The organism is Vibrio sp. ZF57, from assembly GCF_001691235.1.
GTDB classification, from domain to species: domain Bacteria; phylum Pseudomonadota; class Gammaproteobacteria; order Enterobacterales; family Vibrionaceae; genus Vibrio; species Vibrio crassostreae_C.
In genome coordinates this window covers 14176-26237 of sequence record NZ_MAKD01000091.1, presented here as the reverse complement: position 1 = coordinate 26237, position 12062 = coordinate 14176, and the positions used below count along the sequence as shown (strand labels likewise).

Annotated in this window: 11 protein-coding genes; 4 read left to right on the top strand and 7 right to left on the bottom strand. The window is 44.4% G+C overall.

Features of this window, described 5'->3' with window-relative positions:
• Positions 1–16: 16 nt before the first annotated feature.
• Entirely contained in the window at positions 17–535 is a 519-nt protein-coding gene (locus A6D97_RS13165) for an NUDIX hydrolase (protein ID WP_017059522.1), read from the bottom strand.
• A 302-nt stretch (positions 536–837) separates the two neighbouring features.
• Between A6D97_RS13165 and A6D97_RS13160 the strand changes: the two genes are divergently transcribed.
• A complete protein-coding gene (locus tag A6D97_RS13160; protein WP_017059521.1) occupies positions 838–1098 on the top strand; it encodes a DUF333 domain-containing protein in 261 nt (86 codons plus the stop codon).
• 129 nt (positions 1099–1227) lie between these two features.
• Here A6D97_RS13160 and A6D97_RS13155 read toward each other — a convergent pair whose 3' ends face one another.
• Positions 1228–2106, bottom strand: a complete 879-nt coding sequence (locus A6D97_RS13155) for a YdcF family protein (protein ID WP_065584574.1) — start codon at positions 2104–2106, stop codon at positions 1228–1230.
• Positions 2107–2417: 311 nt separating this feature from the next.
• Here A6D97_RS13155 and A6D97_RS13150 point away from each other — a divergent pair, with 311 nt between their 5' ends.
• The 3 genes from A6D97_RS13150 (at position 2418) to A6D97_RS13140 (ending at position 6790) form a co-directional block, all read left to right on the top strand.
• Positions 2418–3788 carry an L-serine ammonia-lyase gene (locus A6D97_RS13150; RefSeq protein WP_054542996.1) on the top strand — a complete coding sequence of 457 codons (1371 nt, stop codon included), beginning with the start codon at positions 2418–2420 and terminating at the stop codon, positions 3786–3788.
• 515 nt (positions 3789–4303) lie between these two features.
• Positions 4304–5782, top strand: coding sequence for a peptide MFS transporter (locus A6D97_RS13145; protein ID WP_017079679.1), 1479 nt, complete (start codon positions 4304–4306; stop codon positions 5780–5782).
• A 225-nt stretch (positions 5783–6007) separates the two neighbouring features.
• Complete coding sequence (locus A6D97_RS13140) at positions 6008–6790, top strand: siderophore-interacting protein (protein ID WP_065584573.1); 783 nt, start codon at positions 6008–6010, stop codon at positions 6788–6790.
• 119 nt (positions 6791–6909) lie between these two features.
• Here the strand turns inward: A6D97_RS13140 and gntR are convergent, their stop codons facing one another.
• From gntR to A6D97_RS13115, 5 genes are all read right to left on the bottom strand, one after another.
• Entirely contained in the window at positions 6910–7911 is a 1002-nt protein-coding gene (gene gntR, locus A6D97_RS13135) for a gluconate operon transcriptional repressor GntR (RefSeq protein ID WP_017085451.1), read from the bottom strand.
• A 138-nt stretch (positions 7912–8049) separates the two neighbouring features.
• Positions 8050–9558, bottom strand: coding sequence for an NADP-dependent phosphogluconate dehydrogenase (gene gndA, locus A6D97_RS13130; protein WP_065584572.1), 1509 nt, complete (start codon positions 9556–9558; stop codon positions 8050–8052).
• A 3-nt stretch (positions 9559–9561) separates the two neighbouring features.
• On the bottom strand, positions 9562–10059 hold the full coding sequence (locus A6D97_RS13125; protein WP_065584571.1) for a gluconokinase: 498 nt from the start codon (positions 10057–10059) through the stop codon (positions 9562–9564).
• A 118-nt stretch (positions 10060–10177) separates the two neighbouring features.
• Positions 10178–11500 (bottom strand): TRAP transporter large permease subunit, encoded by a 1323-nt coding sequence (locus A6D97_RS13120; protein WP_065584570.1) that lies wholly within the window; start codon positions 11498–11500, stop codon positions 10178–10180.
• Complete coding sequence (locus A6D97_RS13115; protein WP_017079674.1) at positions 11493–12050, bottom strand: TRAP transporter small permease subunit; 558 nt, start codon at positions 12048–12050, stop codon at positions 11493–11495. Before A6D97_RS13115 ends, A6D97_RS13120 begins: the two co-directional genes overlap by 8 nt.
• Between the last annotated feature and the right edge of the window lie 12 nt (positions 12051–12062).

Below are 12062 nucleotides of genomic sequence, written 5' to 3'. Positions count from 1 at the left end.
CTAGTATTGATAACGGCTAAAGCATCTCTTTGGCAATCAAATGCAGCAAAAAGGTTTCACGTTCAATACTCATGCCCTTCTTAGGGCTCTCTGCCATGGTCTTTTCGTTATGAGCGATCGCTTCATGGATATTCATCCACACCGGTTTCATCCCGTTTTTCACTTCATAATCTTCGTAAGCCGTTTCACCAAGCTCACGATCGATCTTGCATGAGTAGCAGTAAGAAATCATGTGCATCATGTCTGCATCATCTTTGTACCAAGGACGAAACTCTTCAAAAATGCCGAACGGCTTGATGCTATGGATATTCTTCGCGCCAGTCTCTTCTTCGAGTTCACGAACCATACCTGCGATCACATCTTCCCCTTCATCCAAACCACCACCAGGAATGGTGTAGTCGTGATAACGCTCTGTATACAGCATCAGAATGTCTTCACCATCTAACACAATGGCACGGGCAGCGTTGCGCTTATAGACCGTTTTATTGTCTAGATGGTCGATATCAGGATGGATGGTTGTTTTTAGGTGTCTCATGATTCTGACTGCTCTACTGAATTTGGCGGCATCATATCATAATCATCAATAGATTCGAGGTTCACAACCGCTAACCAGAACGGATCGGACGGGGATATTCCTACGGTAACTTGAATCCACTTAGCTTGATCTAACACTCAAAAAGTCGTTAAACATGAAGAAATATCAACCTATTTCAATATCTTGACCAAATTAGGACAACCTTTTCTGAAATCTAAAATATACTAATTTCATAGAGCTTCTCATTTGGTTCTGTAGAACTTAACGCATTCGATTATAGAGTTATCACGTAGGAGATAGACATGAAGAAAATTGGTTTGATGGCTGTATGTGCCGTTGTATTAGGCGGTTGTGCAAACGACTATGCAGAATATAGCGAGGGCCAACGTGTTTCAGTCGCTAACCCAGCAGCGGTTTATTGTGTTCAACAAGACGGTGAATTAGACACGGTTACTGAAAACAATCAGCGTACAACTTACTGTGTATTCGATGACGGCGAGCGCATTGAACAGTGGGAGTACTACCGCAATAACCATGAGCAAGATTCAGAAAACCAAAGTTAATCACTGTAAAAAACACATGAGCCTTCTGGCACAATGTTATGGGCGATGATTACGTTCGAGCGGTTAAAAACATCGCTGAAGAAGGCACTGAACTTCTAGCTTTTGGCATCACGAGAAAGAAATAATCACCTATCGCCACCAGCGATGTGTGTGATCCGATTCCGGATCTAAATAACGATTCAATAAAGTCAGGTTAGTATCTAGTAGAGCTAGGTATTCCCTGACTTTTTTTACATCGGTACCCACTGAAGTCTGCTGGATACAGCGCTCCAATGCTGGGAGTAAACTCTCCACAATGTCAAAGTCAGATGAACGTCCAACGAGCTCTTTGGCAGTGATCAATGCTTCCAAAGACAGTCTTTCTGGCTCTCGTCTAACCAACTCTAAATCTCGCTTAAATGCGCCCGCACAAACACCTTCAAGATAAACTCGGTAGGTCGTCAGTACGTCCATCAACAGAAACAATTGCCCCTGAGCACTTTGATGTGGGTATGGCACCGCAACATGAGCCTCCAACCTGCGATCTATTTGCTGCTCTACCCCAAGTGCGGAACACTTCTCGATGAGAACTTTAAGCAAACCTTGCTCGCCCATGAGCGATTGAATCTCGAAAATACGTTGTAAATGGTAGTCATTCGAAACGAACGTCACCTTCACACTCTGCCCGCGGGTAAACAGTCCACTTTCAATCATCTCTGAAGCTAAGTTCTGAATGTTCTCAACCGTATTTGTCGAATTCTGCTCAAGCAAAATCGCCCCCAAGGAAAACGGATATTCTCGCTGGCTTTCCAGACTTCGAAAATACTGGTGCATTGCATCCGCTTCAGAGGTGGTTTGACCTTTTGTCACCCCACCACAAAATGCAACACCCGTTTTCTGAATAGACTCTTCTGCCAAAGGCCCCGCCAGATACTCCACCAAAGCATCAACTCGACTGATGCCTTCATCAGTCAATTTATTCCCATTAAGTCGCTTACCTAGCACAATAAGGAGGTGATTAATGCTCATTTTATGTTCAAGTCTCGTTTTAGTGATTAGATGGAGTGAATTATGTATACAATAGTTCTTAACAAAAGTATTTTTAAATTCCTAAATGTAGCTCGCAATAATGCTCACTATTGATAGCAACATCTTAAGGTACACAAGAATCAACGTGCAGCTATATAAAGCAAAAATAGCACGGTCTTGTATTTCATCGAACTACACGCTTGTTAACATTAATCTCATTGAAAGAATACGCTCACTCAAAGAAGTGAGGTTAACAAAAGATATACTTTAACCAGAGTTCGTTCATCGAACCGTCTTCACAGGAAGTTACTATGCTGTCTATTTTTGATATCTACAAAATTGGGGTTGGCCCGTCCAGCTCCCACACAAATGGACCAATGATCGCTGGGTTTAACTTTACCCAAAAAATTGATGCTCAGCTTAAGCAAGTGAAGCGTATTCAAATCGACTTATATGGCTCGTTATCATTGACGGGTATTGGTCACCACACAGACAGAGCAACTTTGTTAGGTTTGCTCGGTAATCGCCCCGACACTATTAAGATTACCAGTGCTAACCAAGCAATGCGTAAAGCGATTGAAGATAAATCTCTACTGGTTAGCGGTAACCATGAAATTCATTTCGATGTAGAAAGCGACCTACTTTTCCACAAGACTAACCTTCCGTTGCATGAAAATGGCATGACTATCTCTGCCTTTGACGCAAGCGGTAGTCTTCTAGATATGGAAACGTACTACTCGATTGGTGGTGGCTTTATCGCAACCGCTGATGAGCTACAAAACGGCAAGCAAGAAGCAGAAACACAAGTTGAGTTCCCTTTTTCTTCTGCCGACCAATTACTTGAATTGTCAGAGCAGCAAGGGCTTAGCCTTGGTGGCTTAATCCTGCGCAATGAAGTGTCTTTTCAAGGCATGGACGTGATTGACCAAAAAGCTGACCAAATTTGGAAGGTGATGTCTCTGTGTATGCAGCGTGGCTTTGATACTGAAGGTATTCTTGATGGCGGACTAGAAGTCACCCGTCGAGCGCCAGCTCTTTTAAAAAAGCTTGAGGCGAATGCTTCGATTGAAAACGATCCAATGGAGATCATGGATTGGATTAACCTATTTGCCTTTGCTGTAAGTGAAGAAAACGCAGCGGGTGGCCAAGTGGTAACATCTCCAACCAATGGTGCGGCTGGCGTTATTCCTGCGGTATTAATGTACTACCATCGTTTCATTAAAGAGCTAGACACCAAGCAGTTGAAAGACTTCTTGGCAGTCTCTGGCGCTATCGGCATCCTATACAAAACCAATGCTTCAATTTCTGGAGCAGAGGTAGGTTGTCAGGGCGAAGTTGGCGTATCTTCATCAATGGCTGCAGCAGGCCTAACTGCCCTGCGTGGCGGTAGCAACGAGCAAATCTGTATTGCGGCTGAAATCGCGATGGAACACTCACTGGGCATGACATGCGATCCGATCGGCGGGCTTGTTCAAGTACCATGTATCGAACGTAACGCAATGGGTGCAATGAAAGCCATCAACGCATCACGTATGGCTCTAAAACGCACCAGCAAGTGTCTTATCTCGTTAGACAAGGTTATCGCAACCATGTACCAAACAGGTAAAGACATGAACAAGAAGTACCGTGAAACGTCTTTAGGTGGTTTAGCGGTGATCCACATGGCGCCACCGTGTGAATAGCTAGTTGCGGTGACCAATTAGATACGGTTACCAGTTAGATGCGGTGACTAGCTAGATGCGATGAATAGTCGAGATACAGAGAATAGTTGAAACGCAATACATCGTTGGCACGCACTATGAGAAATCGCCTCACTCAGAACCGTTATTGTAAACTTAGTTTTCGATATCCAAACAAAAGCCAGCCACCAAGCTGGCTTTTTTATTGGCTAAAATCCAACAGCCAATTGAAAGTGATACTCACTTGAACATTTTACAAGACGACCAATGTTAACTTTTCCTTTATCCGTTCATTACTTAGCCACAAATGAAGGTAGTTAAATTTCTCACAGTTATGCATCCATTATCAAAATCTAACATTGCAAATTTCATTCATGAGAAATATCAATGCACTCATAAGAAAAGGTATATCGAGTAAAGTTCTGTTTGGGATGCATGTTTCATTTTATGTATTGCTAGTGATGGTATTATAATTAGGTTATTACACTACATCTTAATACTAATGTGAGAATAAAATAATGTGGAATAGATTAAACAAATCAATGATGTTCTGCCAAATGATGTTTGGACTTTCGTTCTATGGCGTCATGGTGATCTTGACTCGTTTCTTCCTTGAAGATCTTAACTACAATGAAGCCGACACAATGATGGTTGTTGGTGCTTTCTCTGCAATCGGACCGCTATTTGCTATTGCAGGTGGCTTCATCGCCGACAAATTCTTAGGCGCATACCGATCGTTGACCATTGCCTTTCTAGGATTCGCAAGTGGTTATGCTCTACTGGTACTCGGTGCCGCGGCGACCAATGTTCCAATGGCATTATGTGGTATTGCTTTAGCGAGTTATGCGCGTGGTTTGATGTCCCCTTCTTACCCAAGTCTTTACAAACGCACGTTCAAAACTCAGGAAGATTTCGAAAACTGCTACCCTATCAACTACTCAGTCAACAATATTGGTGCGCTTTTAGGCCAGTACTTGTTCCCGATGCTAGTGCTTGTTGTTGGTTTCCACGGTGGCTTCCTTCTTTCAGCTGCTCTAGCAGGTGCCGCACTTCTGATGATGCTCTTTGTTCGCAAAGGCCTTGTTGAAGCAAGTGCTGAAATCGACCAAAAACCAGTAAGCACTAAACACTGGGCTGCATTCCTTGGCCTTTCTGCTGCAATGATTGGTTTGGTATTCTTCATGTTTTCTAACATGGATATCGGCCAGAACATCGTGTACGCAATTGGTGGTGCAGCGATCATCTACTTTGTCTCTTTGATGATGAAATCGAAGAAGTCAGACATGCTGAAGATGGGTACGATCTTAATCATCACATTCCTGACGACATGTTTCTTCGTGTACTACGGTCAAATGATGACATCGATGACAATGGTTGCAATCAACACAATGCGTGGCGATCTATTCGGTTTCATCCCTGTAGCCCCTGAAGCGTCGATGGCAATGAACCCACTTTGGTGTATGGTTGCAGGTCCTATCATTACGGGCATCTTCTCTAAACTAGAAAAGAAAAACATTCATTTCTCTACCGCAACCAAAGTAGGTTTCTCTTTCATTCTGACGGCGATCGCTTTCGGTATCTTAACGATGGCAGTAACGACCGTTGGTGAAGATATTCTGATTCGCCCAGAAGTGTTCCTAGCAATCCACTTCTTCCTAGCATTTGGTGAGGTTATTGTTGGTTCTATGGTTGTAGCATTCATTCTGTCTGTTGCACCTAAGCACATCGAGAACTTCTCAGTAAGCTTATTCTCTGTCGCAATCGCACTATCAGGCATTGTTGGTGCTGTATTCTCAACGTCTATTGCACTTGAGAAAGGCCAAGAGATCACACAAGAGATCGTTCAAACGGTTTACGGTGATTACTTCCAACTATTAACTATCCTAGCGGTAGTAATGGTTGGTATCGCAATGGCAGCATCGTTCATTATTCGTAAGATGCTAGACGCTGCGAAAGCCGCTGATGAAACGATTGAACTAGAGCAAGCAAACAGCTAATAACACTCTTATTCAACAAGCTCGTTCATCAAGCCCTTTAGTTTTCTAAAGGGCTTTTTTGTCGATATGGATATCAAGATAAATAGATGTCAGGATTGGTAGGTAACTAGATGGAGGTTCAGGTTACGTTGCGCTGTGTAAATAAAAGTAAATGATAACCATTAGTATTGAGTGTTTTCCTGTTCAGGATTATGATGTGAAAATCAAAATCTAAGAGAGCCTTATATGAGCAAGCCTAGCCCTATCACATTAACCGTTACTCAAACCTCAACCATTACACCGAATATGCAGCGTATAACGCTTAGCGGTGAAGGATTAAGTAAGTACCCAACCGAATGTGCCGGCGGCTACATCAAGCTTTTGTTCTCGCCACTCGGCACCACAGATTTAAGTCAACTGAACGAAGGTGAGCGCCCAACCATGCGCACTTACACCATTCGTCAGTACAACCCTGTCGAAAAGTGGATTGAGGTTGATTTCGTACGCCACATCACCACAGATCTGCAATGTGGCTTTGCTGCAAGATGGGCAATGAACGCAGAAGTAGGTGACACGGTTTCAGTGGCAGGTCCTGGATTAATTCAAGGGCTGAATCTAGAATCGGATTGGTTCTTCTTGGTGGCAGATATGACGTCGCTACCTGCGCTCTCTGCCAAAGTAAAAACGCTTCCGGAACACGCAGCAGGCCACGCTGTCATTCAGATCAATTCAGTAGCAGACAAGCAAACACTTGAAGTACCTCAAGGTATAAAAGTCACTTGGTTAATTGAAGATGAAACTGAAGAAACACTTTCACAAACAGTTCGCAACACAGAATGGTTAGAGGGGCAGGTTTCGATTTGGACGGCGTGTGAATTTGAAAGCATGCGCGAACTAAGACAGTACTTCCGCAACGAAAAAGAAGTCGCGAAAGAGAACATCTACATCAGTAGTTATTGGAAGCGTGGCGTCACTGAGGATGGTCACAAAGTATTAAAGCAACAAGATGCTCAAGCTTTAGCAGGTTAAACCTGTTACTACATACATCTTTTTGCTAGATAAATAGAAAACACCCTTAGCGAAGTTCATTCATATCGTTAAGGGCGTTTTAGTTTGAATCCGATGAAGATCAAAGCCGAAGTGTAAGATTAGATACTCTCACCTACTTCAATCTCATAACCAAGATCCAGCTTCGCCACCCATTCATTGTTGCCTTGTAAACGCGCTACAACTTGCTCTGCAGCGACTTTACCGATCTGCTCCCTAGGTGTTACGACAGTTGCTAAACGAGGCGTCATCGCCACGGTGATGTCGTGTCCGTGGAAGCCTGCAATCGCCATCTGCTCTGGTACTTGAATACCACGTCGTACACACTCGTAAAAAGCACCAATGGCCAAATCATCGTTAGTACAGAAAATGCCATTCACTTCAGGGTGCTTCTCAAGTAACTCACCAATCAGTTTTGCACCAAGAGTAAACGAGGAAGCGTCTTCCGTTTGCAGCGTTACTGGCGTTTTGTCGGCTTCTTGCATCGCATGCTCATAGCCTGCCATTTTCAAGCGAGTACGCTCATCCATTCGAGCCGCTAAGTAAGCAATATTAGTGCGCCCTCTATCGAGCATGGTTTTAGTCATCGCTCTTGCCGCTTCGAAGTTATCAAAGCCAACCGCTTGTTCAATACGGGGAGACACCGAATCCATAATTTCAATCACTGGGATAGAAACAGTCTGCAGCATTTTACGCGCTCTATCAGTGTGCACGTTTTCTGAAAGGATAATCGCATCAACGTTGTAAGAAAGCAGCGAAGCGATGCTCTGCTCTTCCAGTTCTGGGCTATAGCCATAGTGGGCAATCATGGTTTGGTAACCCGCAGGCGCGGTGACTTGCTCAATACCACGAATAACTTCAGCAAAAACTTGGTTGGTTAACGAGGGGACCAAAACACCAATCGCATTGCTTTTTGCGTTGGAAAGAATGTCTGGTGCGCGGTTAGGGATATAACCTAGCTCGTCTACTGCAGCGCTGATCTTATCTCGCAGTGCTTCTGATACTTGAGAAGAGTCTCTCAGGCAGCGACTGACGGTCATTTTGGTGACACCAACTAAGTTGGCAACATCTTGTAATGTTGGACGTTTTTTCTTATTCGACATAATTAGTAATTATTATTTTTGAGTTATGTTACTGGTAACAGTGTATCCGACTGACGTGGAATTTGAAGCCTAATTTAGTAAAATGTTGATACAGCGTCAAAATTACAAACGCCCTCTTGTTGAGGCGTTATTGATTGTTTAAGCGTTTACTTTTACTTCAGATCTCGGAGACTGACTCCAAGTGACATGGTATTTTTCGGCTTGATCTCTATCGACTCGTGAATAGGTATGAGAACCAAAATAGTCACGTTGCGCTTGCAATAGATTCGCTGGTAACACTTCACAGCGCAGAGAATCAAAGTAGCTTAATGCTGAACTAATTCCCGGCATCGGCACACCATACAAAGCTGAGTTAGCAACGGCGATACGCCAAGCAAGCTCACGCTCTTCCACTTGTTTGATGAAAACCTCGTCAAACAACAGGTTCGCCAGCTCACCATTTTGTTGATAAGCCGATGTAATACCTTGTAAGAATGCTGCACGGATAATACAACCTGCTCGCCAGATCTTAGCTATTTGAGTGAAATCGAGATTCCAACCCTCTTTGTCTGACGCTGTCTTTAATAAATCAAAACCTTGCGCATAAACAGACAGTTTGGCGCAATACAAAGCATCATGAAGCTCAGAAATAACCTCTGTTTGATCCAACTGACTCGCATTGGCAACATTGCCTTTTAGCAGTTTGCTCCCTTGAATACGTTGTGATTTTTGACCGCTCATCGCACGTGCATAAACCGCCTGTGCAATGGTTGGAGTTGGGCACCCTTCCTGAAGACTGTTAACTGCTGTCCATAAGCCTGTGCCTTTTTGGCCAGCCTTATCAAGCACAACATCAACAAATGGCTTACCCGTCGCCAAATCTTCTTGTTGAAGAATATCGGCACTGATTTCCATTAAGTAACTATTAAGTACACCGTTGTTCCACTGTTCGAAAACTTGGCCAATCTCTTGAGCTGGCATTTCAAGTACATCACGCATGAAATGGTACACTTCGCAGATAAGCTGCATGTCGGCGTATTCAATGCCATTGTGAACCATCTTAACGTAATGCCCAGTGCCCGAAGGTCCAACATACGCCGCGCACGCTTCACCCGCTTCAAACTGAGCAACCGGTAGCCCATTAGCATCCACTTTTGCAGCAATCGCTTCCCACATCGGTTTCACATATTGCCAAGCTGATTGGTCGCCACTCGCCATCAGCGCAGGGCCAACACGAGCGCCTTCTTCACCACCAGAAACGGCGGTGCTGAAGAAACGAAGCTTGCCTTTGTAGCTCACTTCGCGTGCTTCGGTATCTGTCCAAAGGCTGTTGCCTGTATCGATAACAATATCGTCGCTCTCTAAACCGGCTTCTAGCAAATTACTCACTACGATATCGACAGGTTTTCCTGCAGGAACGGACAAAGCGATTACACGCGGCTTCGCTAGCCCTTGCAGCACATGCTTAAGGCTAGTCCCTTGTGTGAACTGACCTTTACCAGTAAACAATTCATTAAGCAGCTTTGCTTCTGAACTAGCGCGCTCAATGTTGTCTGTATTCAAATCAAAGCCAGCAACGTTAAAGCCGTTATCCAGTAAGTTGAGTGCAAGGCTTTTGCCCATAACGCCTAAACCAATCATCGCAATGTCGTTTTTTAACTGAGTCATGGTTTAGCCTATCTGCTTAATTTGTTTGAGTGCACTTTCTACTACCTGTTCGACATCTTGTGAGATATCAACAAACAACGCATCGGCTTCATTCGGTTCAACCAAGGTTGCGAACTGGCTTTTCAACATTTCTTGACCATTGAAGTAATGGTTCTCGCGCGCTTTATGGCGGTTCCAAATGGTGTCGAAGCTACCTTGTAGGTGCACGATAACTAAGCCTTCATTGTTCTTTCGTAGAATGTCGCGATATTGAGGTTTCAATGCTGAGCATGCAATCACAGCACTTGGCTGCTCAATGTATTGCTTGTTGAGTGTTTCTAGCCATCCTTGACGATCTTCGTCAGTCAGCGGAATACCTTGACGCATTTTTTCTACATTACTTTGCGGATGGAAGTCATCGCCATCAAAGAATTGAAGCTCTAAAGCCTGTGCGATACGGCTACCAATCAGGCTTTTTCCGCATCCAGATACGCCCATCACGAGTATTTTTTTGCTTTTCATAAGGCAAGCCTTCCCTAAGCCCCAACCAAAACAGGGGCTGACAATCGAATCTAATAGTTAAACTTGTGTTGCTGATGATCGGTTCCTGAACATTAGATTCGCTCTGGAACCTTTGCTGTTATTGCCACCAAAGCGCGAGCTGAGGGAAGATAATAACCAGTGCCAGAACCAATACTTGGAGTGCAATGAACGGCAGTAGTGAAGAGAAAATCTCACCTAAGCTGATGTCTTTTGGTGCTACCGATTTCAGGTAGAAGGCCGCGGGACCAAACGGTGGTGACAAGAACGACACCTGCATGTTTAGACAGAACACAACGCCGAACCATACTGGGTCGAACCCAAGGCCAGTGATGATTGGTACGAAGATTGGCATTGTTAGAAGTGCCACACCTACCCAATCAAGGAACATGCCTAGAACCAATAAGATAGCCATCATGATTAATAGCGTTACTGTCGCGTTACCGCCACTGAGCGCAAGGATGGTTTCTTCAACAAAATCAATACCGCCCATCAGGTTGTAAATACCAACCAATGCACTAGCACCGATACCAATCCACATGATCATGCCGCAGGTACGCATGGTTGCGATGGCACTCTCTTTCAACATGCTGAAATTCAACTCACCACGGATAAGCGCACTGATCATGATGCCAACCACACCCAAAGCAGACGCTTCTGTTACTGAAGCGATACCCGTGTAGATACTGCCTAGAACTGTTGCTACAGAAAGCAGTGGGAAGAACAGAGCCTTGAAGTAGCTTGGCTGATTTGCGATATCTTCTTCTGTCTCATCATCACTCGGAAGAGGAGCCAGAGAAGGATTCAGCTTACAGCGAATCAACACGTAGCCGATGTAACAGCCAGCAAGAATAAACGCAGGTAAGAAAGAAGCTTTGAACAGGTCGCCAATCGATACGCTGGCTGTCATACCGTAGATGATCAGTACGATACTTGGCGGAAGCATGGTACCAAGTGCGCCACCTGCACAGGTTGTACCGATAGCAAGCTTGCGGTCATAACCTAAACGAAGCATTTGTGGCAGTGCGAGAATACCCAGTAGTACCGTTTCACCCCCGATAACACCGGACATGGAAGCCAATAGAACCGCGACTAATAAGGTTTGTACTGCCACACCACCACGAACTTTACGGCCGACAGATTTCATTGCATCAAACAAATCGCGAGCAATGCCCGAACGGTCTAATAAAGCCGCCATCAAAACGAACATCGGTACTGCTAAGAACACATAACCAGAAGCAAAACTGTAGGTACGGCTAGCGATCAAAGGTAAGGCATCAGAGCCAAACCAGCATAGAGTGAAGAAAATCGCGACAAAGCCTGTTACGAACGCTAGCTGCATACCGGTCAGTAGCAAGCCAATCATCATAACCAGCATGAGCAAACTGCCCCATGCGATACCAATAGAAGATAAATCAAACATCGTCATTCTTCCTTAGACCCATCAACTCTTGGATTAGGTGCAATACAAACTGGACAACAAGAACACACAAAACGACAAAGATCAGGCCTTTCAGCAGCGCAGGATAAGGCGCGTTTAACACTGAACCTGATGTTTCAAGGCGGAATTCACCCCATGGTGCAAACCATGCTTCCTCTGCGGTGAAGTAAGCCGCATAAGCGAGCATGCCAGCAAAGGCCAAACCAACAATGTGGTGAACAAGATTAAGATATTTGCGTGCTTGGTTAGAGACTGAGTCGTAAATAAGAACCACACGTACATGCTTATTCGCAGCAAACGCGTAGATGCCACCAATAATGAATAAAGAACCACCGATGAAAGAAGCTGTTTCATGTACCCATGTAGTCGGGGCATCGAATGCGTAACGCATCACAACTTCATAAAATGAAATCAATACAGTAAAGATAAAAAACCAGCTCACGAGATTACTGAACTTTATAACAAAACGATCAAGCGCATTTCTTGGTTGCTCGTCGTTTTCAGCTGGGGCATGGGGAGTTTTGTCTGTCATGGGCCAAATATC